Origin of the sequence: Klebsiella sp. Ech2A (assembly GCF_030078455.1) — a bacterium.
GTDB lineage: Bacteria > Pseudomonadota > Gammaproteobacteria > Enterobacterales > Enterobacteriaceae > Klebsiella > Klebsiella terrigena.
This window is the reverse complement of the sequence record NZ_JAQGFU010000014.1, coordinates 20,723-36,194: the sequence shown is the minus strand read 5'-3', so window position 1 is coordinate 36,194 and position 15,472 is coordinate 20,723. Positions and strand designations below refer to the sequence as shown.

The following is a 15,472-nucleotide window of genomic DNA, read 5'->3' as shown; positions in this document are numbered from 1 at the left end:
CACATTTATTACATGCTCAAAAAACAACCCGATACTGTGTATAAACAGTCTCACTAAATATAATTCTGACGCGAGAGAGGTGCATAATGAGTGATATATCTGCAGATGACAATTTACGTGAAGAACTTAATTCCCCCACTAATGGCCTTGGTGGTGATCTTGTCAACACTCCATATAATATTAGTGTGAATAAATTACTATCGCTTGGACGCATAGTTTACCCTGAAATGTTTGGTTCGGAACTAGCAGAACCTTCCGATGATGAGCTATGGTCTACCATGTTTGCTGTGCTTTCTGGGCTTGATGACACCGCTCTATCAAGTGATCTGCCTTACACTATAGACTTAAGAGGTAAAACATATAGCCTTTCAGAGACGCATCACCTTGATATCAACTTTAATATTATTAATGGCACTATCTATATGGTTGGCGGACAGATAGTTATGGGTAATGAGGCCACAGGTTCAAAAACAAGGCGACATTATCTAAAAGATCTGAAAGTAAGATATTTAAATGATGGTAAAAAATACTTTAATGATGCACTAATTAAAATTGCGAGATGCTACAATACATTCGTAATAAATTGTGACTTTTGGGCAGGAGTTTCAACTAATAAAAATAGTGATGGAAATCCTCTTCGCGCAAGATATGGACTATGGTTGGGTTCGAAAAGAGCGTGGGGTTGCTCAATCATTGGCGGGGAATATTATGGTGGAGAAGTAAGTTGCCGCATTGGGTTTACCAATGACCATACCGGTATTACCGTAACAGGTGGAGCGACATTCCATCATGGCCTAGTAGGAAATTTACTAATGTGTAACCCCGCCGGCTCAATGGTTTCTGGATGTAATATTGAACATTCGGAAGATGGCGCGTGGGGACTTGCAATTACATCAAATACAAATGGTGGAGGTAATTCATCCCATGGAGTGATTATTGAAGGGTGTTATATTTATAATAATGGAAATGGAACAAACGGGGTATTAAATGCCGAAGCTGGCATATTAATCGGTTGCGATGCCCCCGGCACAATGGGATTTGATGAGAACGAGAAATTAATTAACAGCCTTAATACTGCTCATAGCATTACTATACGCAATAGCTATATTGTATCACCTAAACAATTACGAGCAGTAAAATTACAAGGCCTGTATGGATTGAGAGTTGAAGATAATAAATACGGTGTTACTCCTAATGAACCCTATGGTTTTCTTGTAAAGGGTACCGCGGCAAGAACTTTCATAGTAAACAATAGAAATCAGTCATCAGGCATTTCTGATGAGGTAGAATACACCTCAACCAACAAACCACAAGTTGGCGCAAGAGGAGGCACATTTACCCCTAGCATAACCGGGAGTAACACATCAGGGAATATCACCTATACGTCTCGAGGTTGTGACTATTATATCAATAATGGCATGTGTGAATTGTCGCTCTGGTTGGTTGCTGGCTCTGTAATCACGCAACCTGAGGGTAATTTATCTATCACCCTGCCGGTAGCTATAACACTTGGTCGACGGGCAGGTTGTGGAGTATTCGCGCTGGCACTGGTTTCAGGTAACTCTGCGTTGCCAATTACGGCAGCTATTACTAGTGGCACTACACTCAATCTTTACCTTAGTGGTTCCGCTATGCCAGGTTCTGTTATTCAGGCAGCAACAGATATCCGGCTTTCAATCACATATCCTGTAGATGGAGCAACTTATACGGGGTCATGATATAACATTCTTAAACCAAAATAGTTCAAAGGGGTTACTGTAAGCTACTGCTCTGCGTAATCGTTAGCCGGAGACGGTAACCCCATCACAGCACCCTCTCTATACTCCTGAGCATCCATAGCCTATTTTCAGTGCCGTCTGGGGTTTTGTCGACAAAGTAAGTTTGATGGATCTCTATCCACTGGTTGGCCTCGCGCCCAGAAAAGTGAACACCTCGTTCCTGCAGCGCGCAGACGAAATCCCGTATGCGCAGGTATTGATACCCTTTCGGGTTACGAGAGGTAGAGGCGCAGAACGCCTCGCGGATTTTGGTCTGGAGCATGATCTGCCCCCTGGCTTTATCTGGTTATACATACAGTGTTGTCATCGGGAAGACAGATCAAGATCGGTGATGCCTATCAATTTTTATTGCAGTCGTAACGTATTGATGCATCGATTTGGCTATCGATAATGAGCAGGAAAATATTTGTAGATCGTCTTCACCCCTACCCCGATCACGTCGGCCACCTGCTGCCGGGTAGCACCATTCTCCAGCATCCTGCGTGCCCGCTAGACAACTACCGGCGTCATCACCCGCCTACGGCCACCAATACGCCCCAGCTTTTGCCACGGTTAGTCCAACCAAGGCTCGTCTGAAGATAGGGTATTGTGCCTGAACACAAATGTTTATCTTTCCCAAACCTCACTGCAGTTTAGCTACTCTTTAATGGCAAACCTAATCTTGAAAAAGTATCAATTAACTCATAGTAAGGATGAAAAAAAGATCCTATAATAGGGATAGAATTTAAAGAATATCATCGTGTAAAAAAAATCAATGCTTTGATTAAATTAAAAAGAGGTTTTCACATTAATCAGCGGGCTAATAAAATGATCATTTAGCTTAGGATGAAGATGTATATTAAACTAATAAATACACATCCAATAAATTGTATTAAAGGAAATAGGTAATGAACAAGATAAGAAAAACACAGCCCCCCGCCTCTGATTTAATAAATAAAGTCGAGATACTCATAGACAGATACGCAACAAACCTTACGCTATCAGGAGTAATTATTTTCACGCCCAAAAGAATTCCACCACAATTTCTTTATAAATATACATCTATTGACTCAGCAATAAAAATCATAGAGACCAGTTGCTTTAGATATTCTCAACGGGAAGTTCTTGATGATATTTTTGAAGAAGCCCCATGCCGTGATGAAATATCCAGTATACTTCCTGGGTTCGAGGATGGACCGACACTTTTAATCAATACACATCACTCTGAAGAAGATTTAATTCGCTTAGATAAAATACAATTAATGCGATCGGAAATGCGTAAATCTGGTGAAACAATTCAAAATAACATAGCTATAATTGACCCAAATAAAACAAGTAATAATTATAACAAAGAATTCCGGCGTACTTTTGAGAATATATCCAGACCCTTGGCACTATCATTGACAGAAAATTTAAATAGTAAGACGATGTGGGCCAGTTATGGTGACAACCATCAAGGCATCTGTATGGTGCTCAACACTCGATCAATGTATTTTATTTCCAACAGAGATAGAATTTCTACATCTGGTTACTTTGCACCAATTACCTACCGATCCTTGACTGCAGAAGATTATGCTTTCCGCTTTCCTTCTGAGCGTTTCTTTATTAAAACTGACGAATGGAAAACCCAAAATGAATGGCGACGAGTTGAGTATGTCATTGATAATAAAGACAGGAATTGGAAGGATGACATCCATACATTCCCCTTCCCCAGCAACATACTAAAAGGAATAATATTTGGAGTTAGATGCAATCAATCCGATATAGAAAAAATAATTAGTTTAGTTAAATCAAAATCTTCTTTAAAACACGTTTATTTTTACAAAACAAAGCGAACCATTAATCATCTAACTCTTGAGGAGATATAAACATGGAATATAATGAGGAAATGAGATTCCTAAGTGAAATAATGAACAAAGAGGTCCTTTCAATTGATAATCTTGGAGTAGCCGCCATCCCTAATAAAGATGGTAACTCAGGGTCTGTTATATTAGTACTTAAACAGATATCTGGTAAAGAGTTTATATGCCCCATCGATGCCCCGCTCGCATTAGTAATTGGCGAACAATTAATGCGTGCTGCAGATGCTATTGAGAAAAATATCTTTCACAACCAACACCAACAAACAAACAAACAAATAACAAAGGGATACTAATACAAAATCACACATGTTATAAGGGCTGGCTGTATTTCGTTATCAGATATCCCCCCGAAGAACCTCGGGAGGATATTTTTAACTAAACCTACCTTTACTGCTACCATCTCCTCCGCAATAACCTGCAATCGCAGTTTTGCTGACCAGCGTCAGATCGTAAATTCGCTCCCCGTAAAACAGTCCTGCAAAGGGCGTAGTGTCCGCCAAGTTTGAGCCGATGCCATTTTCCCGTCCATACGCCCTCATAGGCAAGAACTCCATCCAGATAAACCAGCCCCTTCGGTTGCGTACCATCAGTAGACTCCAATTACAAATGCTCACATAAATTAATCATGTTGATGGCCGAAAAATCATATAGTTAATGAAATCTTACCGTTCATGCCTTAGGTATCTAAATGAATTACAAAGAGTTTATTTTAGGTGCAAGCTTGCTTGTGATAGGGTTTCAATCCGCTTATGCAGCAGAATGCCAGCCTAATGGCCTTGGCGGGTCATTTTGCATAAATGATGACGGGACCACGTCAGACAGCATCCCGAATGAAGTTGATGGGCAGGAAACCTATTCGGATAACGGCACACTGTCCAGCAGCAGCCCCACTGAGGATGGCAATGACCAGATGTTGTCGGGTTCAGACCCATCCAACCCAACCGATACTATGAGCAATACACTGAACTCTAAGGTAGACAGGAAAGACGACCCGCTCATCGGTCCGAGCTGGAATAAGCCGTCTAACCTGAGCGGTGATGGGGCTGCAACATCAAGTATGGATATGCTCAATTAAATGGTTTGACCATACCCGGAAATATAATTCTGAGAACGCTGGTAGGTTCGCTGCAGCGCGGCGAGGTCCAGAGGACGATCGAAAATCAGCACTTCAGCAACATCAAGCGCCGTCTCCGCGGAATCAGGCGTTGAAGGGTCCCGCCAGTTAATCAACCTGTAAAAACTACTGAGTCCACCCTCCAGGATGCTGCGGTTCGCCAGGTTCGCACCTGACGTTAACGTAGCAGGGATTAGAGACGAGTTTGCTGCTGGCAGGTATAAATTCGCAGCATTACCCGCACCGTCGACAGAAAGCGCCGCAAAGCGGAATTTAACCCGGCTGTCATATGATTCATCAGGCCCCGGTGCACGGGCAAGTAGCGCATCAGTTTTTAACGCATTACCGACTCCACCACTGTTTCGATTTAATGTCGACGCAGAGCTGCTGAATAAACCCACACCTACGCCGGTGATAGTGGCGCTTTGAGACAGGTTCCCAACCGGATAACCAAATGTTGCTGTTGTCTTATTATTTCGCCAGACCGCAACCAGTGTTCGCTGTAACCCATCAGGAACGGAGGTCAGGTAGCCGTTGTTTTTGTCGCCAGTGATGTAGTAATTACCGCGCGTCGGTGCTCCAACGGCAGACAGGGTATGCCCGTTTCCGCTCAGATCTGACAACCCGTCACCGAATCGCCATGCGGCTAACAATCCGGCCTCGGCGACAAACGGAGTATAAATTGGCTTCAGCTGCGGATTCTGAATAACAACGTCTTTATTTCGAATAATCGTGGTCATTGTTGTACTTCCCTTAAAAAATTACACACCAGTTGTGGAGTTTGCGCAAAGTGCCTGCGCTGTCTGTGTAGCTCTCACCAGGCAAATCTCCCTCGCTGTCCCTCAGGTTGCCACGTGGGCCCAACTTTCTTCCCGTTTCCGCGACATCACCAGGTCGCCCCCAGGCATAGGTAACCTGCTCAGTAGCTGTTAATGGCCTGGAGCAGATAATCCTCACCTTATCCTGACCAGATATTGAAACACTGGTGATGATGTCTGAAACCGCATAATTATTGGCCGCATCACGAATATCAAAACCATAATTAACAGTTTCTAAAACCCAGTCAGTATCGATGACGAGTGGAGGTGTCGGCACATTGAAATAAAGCTCAACAATATTCCCCTGCCTGTACTCTCCGATCTTATCTAACCAGTGCATGCCCGGTTTATTTCCTGACTGGTTGTCCTTCAGTAATTTATAAACAGTCCGCCCATAATATTTAGCAAACATCAGATATGTGTTGTTGGTGCAATGGACTCCATCCAGATAACTACCTGAATACATGGGGTGGCTGAGTCTTGAAATCCCATCAAGAGCAGCATCTCGCAATGCCAGTGCAACAGTGGGAACATCCCGTGAATATTGCCGATGCGTACCAAGCTGGTAACTGATAAACATAGGCGGATAACTCTGCCCGGTTATCTCGATCGTGTCTGCCGTAATGTCAGAAATATACTGCCGAAGTTGACTGAGGTAATCCTCTCTACCAGTTCCCGCTCCGTAGTTGTTCTCACCCTGCGTCCACAATATCCCCAGCTCAGAAAATGTTTTTCCGGCGCTGTTAGCCAGCCTGACGGAGTTGGTCACGTGGTCAAGCGCCCGCTGATAATGCGTGGTCCCCTTGGATAACCCAGAGATTGGCGTACCGCCACGGCCTGGAGATGATGAGAAAACGACCGTTCCCAGCGCATCCCAGGTGAGCCCGCGCTCTGCCACCAGTCGCTCTACGAGGCCATTTGATGCGCCTGAGCAGGGGGATTCGCACACCGGGTTTACAGAGTTTTCCGGCGTGTAGGCACGCTCAATGAGAGGGATTGCCGTGTCTGTATCGGAAGTGAAACTGTTATTATTCGTGCTGAACCCAACATTCCCGTAAGGTTGCGTAGTTGAAACAGGTGGGTTTGTTGCTGCAGATGAGGCGGGGATCTGACCGAGCGACAACGACTGTCCGTGGCTGCGTATACCCACCCAGTCACTCAATCTGACTGGTGTAACCGTTTCTGACGTCCCTGAACCACCAATTACCGGAATATCCTGGTCACTCTCATACCCGGGAGTGCACGCCATAGGAATATAGTTGGCGTCACAAAAAACAATGCCAGGTGGCCCAGGGATCTCAACAATCTCAGTATTGCCCACGCCGACCCCACCCATTGGCGTGCCGTAAATGTATGGGACACCATCGTTATCCGTTATTCCCCAATGAGCCTCGGCATTAGCCGGTGCAGATTCAATCTGAACATTTGCCAATCCTACCGCTCCCCGTTGATTTATTCTTAGTGGTGCACGGCCTTCTGCATCGGCAAGAGCATGAACCAGCAGGATACCTTCATCATCATAGATATCCTGACTGGTCGTTAGCCCGGCATCTGGCAATAATGTATCAACATGTGATTGTGACGGCATCTTACGGCCGGTTGCGGTCAGCGTCCCGCCAACGTTCATGATCTCGATAGCCAGCGAGCTGTCGTCCGGGCTGCGGTAGTACGTGGTCGAACCAACAGGTATATTCGCGATATCAGCCTGAGCGGCGGCCAGAGTCATATACTGCCGACTGAGTGGGATCAGGTTCTGCCGGATTTCATCATTTTTCGCCATCATCTGGCGCCAAGTATCCAGCGGCTCCCCGCCGCGGTCGGGCACCGTTTCCGCCGGGCCGTTCACCAACCGATCGGCGCGCTTAACGTTGTCTAAGAAAATTTCCGGCGTCGTCGTGCCCAGCGGCAGATTCAGGTCATCTGCAGCCATGTTTTTTGCTCCAAAAAATAGCGTTCGCGCAAACGAGGGTTTGTGCGAAAGAAATGTTGAAAGGGGTTTTGGTGGGTTTTACGCGACGTCGCCGGGGTATGTGGCGTTGTCGTAGTCGTAGAAATCATCGCGGTACTGCCGTGCTGACAGTTGGCAAGTGCCATCGGATTGCGGCGCTATCTCTTCGATAATCGCATCATAGGTCCGGCGAGATGAGGTACAGAAAATTAGCCGAGGCGGTTCCACACAGGGATCGTCAAGAATGATATTTTCAAAGGTGGGCAGCCAGGAAACAGAAAGCTCGTAATCCCCTACTCGCGTTACCTCCAGCAGAGCAGAAGCTGATCCGTCCTGGTAACGCAAAATCGCCCGCGGGTTTTCAAACGACCAATCAAGCGGCTCAGTAACCGTAAACGTTGTTACCCCGTCCGTTGTGCTCATTGCTTCAACCAGGCAACTAATCGTTTTGTTTCCGGGTATATCATCCGTCAGCAAAATACGATCGCCATAGTTATAACAAAGCGCATCGAGCTCGGTCGTTGTTGAATAGCTACGTCGCTGATTCTGATATTTCATCAGCCTTCGCATGCCGATTTGATAAGCGTGATCCCTGTTGAGGACGCCATCTAATTTATAATCCTCAATTTTGAATGACGTTGGATTACTAGGAATCCGGCACTGTACCGTCTCTTCTGCCCACGTTGTGCCGTTGATATACGTCACATCAACACCGTCGTAATCGTCATCTGACGGCGGGGTGAAGGCAGTCTGCAGCTCTTCGGTCATTTCATGCGGGCTGATAATCCCGGTCCAGGGCTTAACCCCTTCCCGCCCGACAGAGGCAAGTCCATCACTCAGCAGGAAATACGATTTCCCGGCGTTAGCAATCTTCTGCAGCACTTCCAGCGCGGAAACGCTGTCACCGGCGGGGAAATCAAAATACTCGCCGTTCGGTGTCCAGATCGTCGATTCCAGCAGGTCTATTGCCTCTGTATCCATATCAAGACCAAGAGACTTGCCAACGTGATATAACGCTCCGGAAATACTTCTCGCTGCGCCTGTATCGTAAATTCGCGTCGCGACAACATTCACACGTCGATCAGACTGCGCCGCCAGCTTCCCGCCGGTTTCCACCGTCGCCGCCAAAAGCGTAACGCCAGCATAGGATGATGGCCGAGCCAATAGCCGACCACGCAGCGCCTGCCAGTACATCGAGTCGCGTGCGTTGTTCGAACCCTGCTCGTTCCGGCGGCGGCAACGCACTTCAACTAGTCCCGTTGTGCTGAGATCAAAGCGCTCAGTAAACCCCAGTCCGTTGACGTTCTGTAGCGCGTAAACGCCCTGCCGACTGGTCCAGCCGGAGCCGGAGCCATATACCCGATACTGAATCTCCCATTCACAATGGCGGATGCGTTTTTTGCCTTTGCTGTCGAACCCGCAAATTCCCGACGGGAACGAGAAATTCACTTCAAAGGCATCCACAACTTCATTTTCGGGACAGACAAGAAACGGTCCCATCCAGGTATTATTGTCATTGATACCTGTGGCCTGGTAATCGATCATCGTACGCGGAGAGAAGCCGAGCCAGGATGGATCTATTACACCCTCAATTACACGCTGAACCGTTGCCGTCGTGCCGTCGGCATCAGCGATCCGATACTCGTTACCACTATGGGCCAGGGAAAGCCGCTGCGTACCTTCAGGAATACCCGAGAAGGCCGCACCTGCAGCACTTCCATATGCGAGGGTGACATTAGACGTAATCGCAGGGCTACCACCGCTTGATGCCGTGCCTGACGTAGAATCAGGGTTATCCCCGAAGACGGATACCGGAAGCGACGATGAGGTGATGGAGCCGCCACGCCACGGACTCGATATCTCCACAATACGCACCACGCCGCCATCATCATGAGCAATGAGGCCGGAACCTGTGATCCCTTCGTTAATCACTGCCAGCAACCTGGACATAGTGCCGTAGTTCGCCACGAGCGAGATCGTGTAAGTAGCCCCCTGCCAGGTCAGATTAAACGTCTGGCCTGTTACTGAAAAATCATAGGTTGTCGGTGCAGCATTACCACGCACCGCCGCAGCCGTTCCCCCGACACCAGGAACAGCATCCTGTTTGGGGGTGTAGGTCGCGATGAATAGCTCATACTGAGCACCGTTAATTTCTAACGTAACCGGCATTCCCGGATATGGGTTAATCTCCGCAATAATGTCGCTGGTCAGTATGCTGTAACCCGATGACGTCGATATCTGGAAGTTGGCCGGAGCGATAATTGTCACCAGTGCGCCGGCGACCCATGACTCTGGCAGGGTGTTACCTTCATCATCGTCAACACTGGAATCGATCAATCCCGAAAACGTTACAGATGGGCCCGATACCGTCATGCTATCAGCCGTGATATCCGTCGAATCGGGTGAGGTCTGAGCCATATCGAGGCCGGTGCCGGATGATGTGCCGCCTACCTCAGTCGAGTTGTACCAGTTTTCGCTACGGCGATCAGCCGACACATCAGCACCCGGCCCGTAGACGGTTGAGGAAAACTTATCGGCCAGCGCGGCCGCGGGCGTTTCGCCAATACGGATATCACCGGTGGTGAAAGCGACATTGCCGACGCTGACGCAGAGCAGCATTTCCACACGCATTATCGTCGGGTCATCTGGATCAAATCGGGTGACAGGCTGCACGACATAATCGGGGTATACGCGATAGCGTCCGAATAATTCGCGGATGGGATCGCCAAGTTTTGCGGTGTTCGCTTTTGCAGGGTTTAAATCCAGACCGGTACCGGATGATGATGAATAACCGCCTTTGTCCATGTTGGACAAAGTGATCAGCACATAAACAGCTGATGCCGCGGCTATTGCCAACGCTGCCCAGGCTGCGACAGCTGCGGCCGTTGCAAATGGTACGGGATAAATCCTCACATCGCTTTCAGGCTTGATAAAGCAAAGCGGCCACTCCTGGGGAGGGACATTAATTCCACCCACCTCAACCGCTATCGGGTGCTTTTCCTGATCCCGATATTCTTTTACGTTCAATACCATCCAGTCGTGGAAAGACATTTCACTATGTTCGTGTGTTTCCAGCGGTTCGCCCGGCAGACGTGAAGGATAAAATCTGATGGTCATTGCCAGAACTCCACTTTTACAAAGCGCCGTTTAAAGCGGGCCAGCGGAAGAAACGTAACGTTTGTTTGTGGGTTACACTCTGCAACATGCAATTGCTCACCTATCCGCACTACAATCGCGACGTGTGTCACTGTGGAGCCGGAATAGCAAATTGCACCAGCCCCCTCGCAGGGGTCGCAACGGGTCAGCGAATGCATAAATTTTTTGGCTTCACGCTCGAGGCCCCCATCGTCTTTCGTCACCCCTGCAAAATCCGGCCACGCTGGTAACCCCAGGTCCCGACGAATTTCATTAATAAGACCGAAGCAGTCGAGAGCGGGGTAATCCCTGCCACCTTTCAGCCAGCCGACGGACTTATATTTTTCCTGTTTAAACATCACGCCTCCGCAAATTTCAGGCATAAAAAAACCTCGTCAGAGCGAGGTTGTTTTTGTCAGTTAGTCAGCTGATTAATTCGTATAGCGAAGACCCGGGAAGAATGGCAACGTATAACGATTACGAGGCCATGCAGTATCAAGCACATTCAAATACCCGGCAGTAAGTTGCGCATAGATAGCCGTCCAGTAACCGGGTTTCAGCTTCAGCGTGTACGGAGGAGAGGCAGGCGCGGACAGATCATCAGAAACATAATTACGATAGGTCAATGAAGACTCACTCAGATCGTCCAACGCATCGATAATGATCGTTGATACCTCACCATCAATATTTCCGACAACAAATTTTAAATCTTGTGTCCCGTCACTATTTCTGGCGGGAAGGGATATTTCGATTCCTCCTGCAATAAATGTAACGGTCTGCCCTCCTTCCGTCGTGGCGGTAATATCTTCATAACCGTTGCAAATATAATGAACAGCATCCCCCACATTTATTTGCAGCGTTTGGATGATAGCCTCAGAACTACCACTGGCATAAAGCTGGTTAATCACCGTCATGTTTCGGCCACTCCTTGTTCAGAGCTATATCAAGTAACGAGCTCCCGACAATCCACTCCGGATAATTCCCCCAAGGCGCAGGAATAAGAGGACGTTCCCACAGTTCCAGAGTGGCGGAATAACGCCAGTAGATCGGTGCCACCAGCACCGGTCCCAGATAGATATCCGTAAAGCGGCATTTGTAGAACTTTACGCCTGCGGGGGTCTGCAACTTCATCATGAACCAGGCGGCACCGTCTGAAAGGGCATCCCGGAACCATGATTCAAACGCCAGGCCCTGAGCGTCAGTCTCCATGAACCAGGCAACGGTCGCCTGGGTTGGCGTTGATGTATACGCTCGACGCTGCCGCACTCGGCCGGTGACCATGTCGGTACGTTTCAGGGGACTTACGGGCTGAAACCCATAGCCATCCTGTAGAGGCATGGGGAGATAGTCATGCGGGTAAAAAATGTCAGGCATTATCCTTGCCTCCTGCCAGTGTTATAACCGCCAGTTAGCGCCTTATGCACCTGCCCAACCCCCTTAGCGAGATCGCTTGCTACCTGCTGGTAACCTTGCTTGGCACCATCGCGAGCGGCTTGTTTCACAAGCATCACAGTCGCATCAGACGGGTTCCCGTTAATGGTTATTGGCGGCACCATAACGGTAGGCTGGATTACAGTCGTTTGCTGATTATTGCTGACGTTCTGCACGCCCGTACCGTACCCGGTGCGACCCAGCGTTGCATCAAGCGGCTTGCCATTTCGAAGCGCCTCAAGCTGAGACACGCCGATCCGGTTAGTAGATGCCTGGTCGAAGACATACTCCCCTTTGTGGACGACACCAGCAGGCTGATACTTCCCGCCGGGACCGGTATAGCCGCCAGAGGAAAAACCAACAGCTGCCGCGCTCGTTATGCTGGAGGTAATCGTTGCCATCAACCCAACAACCGAGGCCATCGCCGCAATATTGGCGGGGAACGGTAACCCGGCCAGAGCTTGCCCCATTGCCATCGGTAGCTGCAGGGCAGCCTGAGCAATCGCGAATGCTTTTTGGGTCACAAAGGCCGCTTTATACATCGCCGACTGTTCGCCAAACATCGTTCCCATCGAATCGGTGATGCTGGAGAAGGAATTTCGCGCGGATTGCATCTGCGCAACGTAGACGGCCGTGCTTAACGCCTCCTGGTTCTGCTGGCCCTGTTGCTGCAAGGCCAATAGCTGTTGCTGCTTCTGCTGCTCATTCAGGACAGTATTTTGCGTTATCGCCTGCTGCTGCTGGTTTAGCCATGTTGCATAATCAGTCTGGGCCTGCTTCAACTTATCAATGATTTCAAGCTGCGGATCGATTTGCAGCCCTATCATGTTCAACCCCTGCCCTGAAAGGTCGCTATTGGTGGCACCTGATGTCAGCGTGCCGCCAGCTTTATTCACACCAGCGATAACGGAATCCGGCAGCACTGATTTGCTAATCAGATCACTGGCTTGCTGTCCAGCAGCTTCAGGAGACAGCTTTTTGAGAGCCACCATCTTTTGCAGAATTTCGAGGCGCTTTTGCAACGTCTCATTTTGTCGCAGTTCCTTTGGTGCAATTTGCTCCTGCATATTCCGGTAGTCGTCAAGCGTCTTAACCGAGTTCTGTAGCGCCTCCTGCTGCTTGTAGGCCTGCAAAATCTCATCAGATCGGGAAAGGATCGACTTCTGGTCGGCAGTGAGCTGCGTTTTAGATTTGAGGTCAGCGATCTGCTGTTCAAACCTAACCCGCGCCTGGGTTGCGCTGTTTAGCTTGTCGCTGGTGTCAAGCTGGGACTGCATGGCTGCAGTTTGCTGGTTAATCTGGTCGAGTAGCCGTGTGGCGGCGTCCTCTGTATAGGCTTTTCCCTTTGGCGTTTTAGGTGCTTTTGGGTCCTGATACATCTCGTTAATGCGGGAAACGTTTTTAGCGTATTGGTCCGCTGTGATTGCGCCAGCTTTCAGGAACTCACTCTGCTGCTTAATAGCTTTATTGCGCTTGTCCGCATTGCTGAGATATTGCTGGTTAACGCGATCCGCTTCCTGCTGAGTTTTAATGCGCTTTTGTTCTGCTTTGTCGTGGTTTGACAATATTCCATTTAGCGTATCTTCAGCTGTGATTTGCGACTGAATAGCGTCCCTTTGCTTGATCATTTCAGGAAGATTGCTAAATCGAGCATTAAAACCATTCCAAAACCCACCTTCCGCCTGCCCTTTCTGCGCTTCAGCGATATTTTCGTTTAAGGTGGCTAACTTATCGGCGAGGGTTTGCTCACGCCCGACATTAAGCATGGCATCCCAGGCGCCTTTCGCGGTTTTACCCAGGGAGTCCCACGCGCTTTCAAGAAGACCTAAATTTTCATGAATATCATTCGCACGTTGCTGCATGGTATTAGCATAAGCATCCGTCGTAACCCGTGCCGCATCCTGCTGATTTCCTTCATCCTGCAGAGCTTTAATCTGGTTATAGGTAGCCAGAGTAAGAAAGTGATACTGATCATTCAGCTTTGTAATTGCTGCTACAGGATCGGCAGCAATATCGTTGAAGTCGCCCACCAGCTTTTCAGTGGCGATATCCGTTGCATCACTGATTTCAACGACAGCGGTTGTCACTCGCTCCAGCGAATCGCCAGCCACTTTCCCGGATGAAACCAACTGATTAAGCACTGATGCTGCCGCACCGGTAGTTGAGTTGGCAGCTACTGATACACGGGCGGCCATATCGGCTAGTTGCCCGGAGGTTTTTCCCGCCAGGTTTCCGGTCATGGTAAGTGACTTATAAAACTCGTCCTGTTCTTGGGAGCCTTTGTAATAAGCCAGTCCCAAAACACCGACAGCCGCAGCAGCCAAAGTGAAGGGGTTGATCAGCCCAGTAACGTAGCCGCCAACACCTGTAATCGCCGGTCCAATGCCGCCGAACATATCTTTAAGCTGCCCGCCCTGCTGCATCAACACCATAAACGGGCTCTGTCCGGTCGACAGGCCAACGACGATATCCGTCATCTGCGCAGGGATCATTCGCATAGCGTTGGCGGTCTGGGCGGCGGATTGGCTTGTTCTACCCAGTTGCGTCTGGGTTTTCTCCAAGCCGTCACGGGTCTCCGAGAGTTTGCTATTTAGGCGATCGTATGCCAGAGGGGATAACATCCCAGAAGCTTTAGCGCTATCCAACTGCCGCTGCTGTTCGTTCAGGCGCCGAAAAGCTTCACCGACAGGATCTATCTGAGCCTCCAAGCGTCGCAGCGCGGCAACCTGTTCATCGTGCGCTTTTGCAGCTTCGCGTTCTGCCTGAGCAGCGCCCGTTACTTCCCGGCGTGTATCCTGTAGTTTTTTGCTGTAGGCATCGAATTGCGCGGTATTTATTTTCCCTGACGATAGTGCGGAGGATAGCTCCGCTTGCTGTTGATCCAAATTTTTCAGAGCCGCTGACAATGGGTCAATTTTATCCAGCATCCTCTGAAATGCCTGCGTCTGGGCTTCCTGCTGCGCGGTTGCTAATTTACCTGCCTTTTCCGCCTCGCGCTGAGCCTGGGCGACACCGCTTAACTCATCGGTCGTATCATTCAGCATTTTGGAGAGAGTGCGAAACTCTTCTTCGTCGATCAGTCCTTTATCGAAGTATTTTTTCAACTCACTGAACCGGCGACCAACGGTATTAATCGCAGCACCAACAGGGTCAATGACTGCTCGCAATTTATTGAGTGCCTCTTTTTCCTCATCCGTAGCTTTCGATACTTTGACAATACTGGTTACTGCCTTGTCACCAGACTGAGTCATTTTATCAAGCGCAACTGTTAGGCTATCAGCCTGTTTCTCTGCCCCGGAGCTGTCGAGAATAATCGCGAGACGGGATGTTTGTTCTGTCATTTACCTTTCTCCGGGCAATAAAAAACCCGCGGTTAAGCGGGTTAGGAAATACTTAAACAATGATAA

At 48.7% G+C, this 15,472-nt stretch carries 12 protein-coding genes and 1 pseudogene; 4 read left to right on the top strand and 9 right to left on the bottom strand.

Annotation, left to right across the window (positions count from 1 at the left end):
- Positions 1 to 86 precede the first annotated feature (86 nt).
- Positions 87 to 1,718 (top strand): hypothetical protein, encoded by a 1,632-nt coding sequence (locus tag PFH44_RS05535; protein ID WP_283824521.1) that lies wholly within the window; start codon positions 87 to 89, stop codon positions 1,716 to 1,718.
- A gap of 85 nt (positions 1,719 to 1,803) precedes the next feature.
- Here the strand turns inward: PFH44_RS05535 and PFH44_RS05530 are convergent, their stop codons facing one another.
- Positions 1,804 to 2,040 (bottom strand): hypothetical protein, encoded by a 237-nt coding sequence (locus tag PFH44_RS05530; RefSeq protein ID WP_463671536.1) that lies wholly within the window; start codon positions 2,038 to 2,040, stop codon positions 1,804 to 1,806.
- Positions 2,041 to 2,159: 119 nt separating this feature from the next.
- Positions 2,160 to 2,315 (bottom strand): annotated as a pseudogene (locus PFH44_RS05525) (helix-turn-helix domain-containing protein); the annotation flags it as partial.
- A gap of 350 nt (positions 2,316 to 2,665) precedes the next feature.
- On the opposite strand from PFH44_RS05525, the gene PFH44_RS05520 reads away from it, so the two are divergent.
- From PFH44_RS05520 to PFH44_RS05510, 3 genes are all read left to right on the top strand, one after another.
- A complete protein-coding gene (locus tag PFH44_RS05520) occupies positions 2,666 to 3,625 on the top strand; it encodes a DUF2971 domain-containing protein (protein ID WP_283824520.1) in 960 nt (319 codons plus the stop codon).
- A gap of 2 nt (positions 3,626 to 3,627) precedes the next feature.
- Positions 3,628 to 3,912: a hypothetical protein gene (locus PFH44_RS05515; protein ID WP_283824519.1), complete on the top strand. Its 285-nt coding sequence runs from the start codon at positions 3,628 to 3,630 to the stop codon at positions 3,910 to 3,912.
- 395 nt (positions 3,913 to 4,307) lie between these two features.
- Entirely contained in the window at positions 4,308 to 4,694 is a 387-nt protein-coding gene (locus PFH44_RS05510; protein WP_283824518.1) for an RND transporter, read from the top strand.
- Here the strand turns inward: PFH44_RS05510 and PFH44_RS05505 are convergent.
- The 7 genes from PFH44_RS05505 to PFH44_RS05475 all read right to left on the bottom strand — a co-directional run bounded on the left by PFH44_RS05505 (position 4,691) and on the right by PFH44_RS05475 (position 15,406).
- A complete protein-coding gene (locus PFH44_RS05505) occupies positions 4,691 to 5,473 on the bottom strand; it encodes a hypothetical protein (protein WP_283824517.1) in 783 nt (260 codons plus the stop codon). The two genes, PFH44_RS05510 and PFH44_RS05505, sit on opposite strands and share 4 nt — an antisense overlap.
- A 13-nt stretch (positions 5,474 to 5,486) precedes the next feature.
- Positions 5,487 to 7,481, bottom strand: a complete 1,995-nt coding sequence (locus PFH44_RS05500; RefSeq protein WP_283824516.1) for a sialate O-acetylesterase family protein — start codon at positions 7,479 to 7,481, stop codon at positions 5,487 to 5,489.
- Between the two features lie 78 nt (positions 7,482 to 7,559).
- A complete protein-coding gene (locus tag PFH44_RS05495; RefSeq protein WP_283824515.1) occupies positions 7,560 to 10,616 on the bottom strand; it encodes a host specificity factor TipJ family phage tail protein in 3,057 nt (1,018 codons plus the stop codon).
- On the bottom strand, positions 10,613 to 10,993 hold the full coding sequence (locus PFH44_RS05490; RefSeq protein ID WP_283824514.1) for a nitrite transporter: 381 nt from the start codon (positions 10,991 to 10,993) through the stop codon (positions 10,613 to 10,615). Before PFH44_RS05490 ends, PFH44_RS05495 begins: the two co-directional genes overlap by 4 nt.
- Positions 10,994 to 11,065: 72 nt before the next feature.
- Positions 11,066 to 11,548 (bottom strand): DUF1833 family protein, encoded by a 483-nt coding sequence (locus tag PFH44_RS05485; RefSeq protein ID WP_283824513.1) that lies wholly within the window; start codon positions 11,546 to 11,548, stop codon positions 11,066 to 11,068.
- The gene (locus PFH44_RS05480) at positions 11,535 to 12,008 is read right to left on the bottom strand and encodes a hypothetical protein (RefSeq protein WP_283824512.1); all 474 of its coding nucleotides are present in this window, start codon (positions 12,006 to 12,008) and stop codon (positions 11,535 to 11,537) included. The genes PFH44_RS05485 and PFH44_RS05480 overlap by 14 nt, the downstream gene beginning before the upstream one ends.
- Positions 12,008 to 15,406: a phage tail length tape measure family protein gene (locus PFH44_RS05475; RefSeq protein WP_283824511.1), complete on the bottom strand. Its 3,399-nt coding sequence runs from the start codon at positions 15,404 to 15,406 to the stop codon at positions 12,008 to 12,010. The genes PFH44_RS05480 and PFH44_RS05475 overlap by 1 nt, the downstream gene beginning before the upstream one ends.
- Between the last annotated feature and the right edge of the window lie 66 nt (positions 15,407 to 15,472).

Bases quoted from the DNA above. Each gene is read 5' to 3' on its own strand.
- PFH44_RS05535 (WP_283824521.1), top strand. From the start codon at position 87: ATGAGTGATATATCTGCAGATGACAATTTACGTGAAGAACTTAATTCC.
- PFH44_RS05530 (WP_463671536.1), bottom strand. From the start codon at position 2,040: ATGCTCCAGACCAAAATCCGCGAGGCGTTCTGCGCCTCTACCTCTCGT.
- PFH44_RS05520 (WP_283824520.1), top strand. From the start codon at position 2,666: ATGAACAAGATAAGAAAAACACAGCCCCCCGCCTCTGATTTAATAAAT.
- PFH44_RS05515 (WP_283824519.1), top strand. From the start codon at position 3,628: ATGGAATATAATGAGGAAATGAGATTCCTAAGTGAAATAATGAACAAA.
- PFH44_RS05510 (WP_283824518.1), top strand. From the start codon at position 4,308: ATGAATTACAAAGAGTTTATTTTAGGTGCAAGCTTGCTTGTGATAGGG.
- PFH44_RS05505 (WP_283824517.1), bottom strand. From the start codon at position 5,473: ATGACCACGATTATTCGAAATAAAGACGTTGTTATTCAGAATCCGCAG.
- PFH44_RS05500 (WP_283824516.1), bottom strand. From the start codon at position 7,481: ATGGCTGCAGATGACCTGAATCTGCCGCTGGGCACGACGACGCCGGAA.
- PFH44_RS05495 (WP_283824515.1), bottom strand. From the start codon at position 10,616: ATGACCATCAGATTTTATCCTTCACGTCTGCCGGGCGAACCGCTGGAA.
- PFH44_RS05490 (WP_283824514.1), bottom strand. From the start codon at position 10,993: ATGTTTAAACAGGAAAAATATAAGTCCGTCGGCTGGCTGAAAGGTGGC.
- PFH44_RS05485 (WP_283824513.1), bottom strand. From the start codon at position 11,548: ATGACGGTGATTAACCAGCTTTATGCCAGTGGTAGTTCTGAGGCTATC.
- PFH44_RS05480 (WP_283824512.1), bottom strand. From the start codon at position 12,008: ATGCCTGACATTTTTTACCCGCATGACTATCTCCCCATGCCTCTACAG.
- PFH44_RS05475 (WP_283824511.1), bottom strand. From the start codon at position 15,406: ATGACAGAACAAACATCCCGTCTCGCGATTATTCTCGACAGCTCCGGG.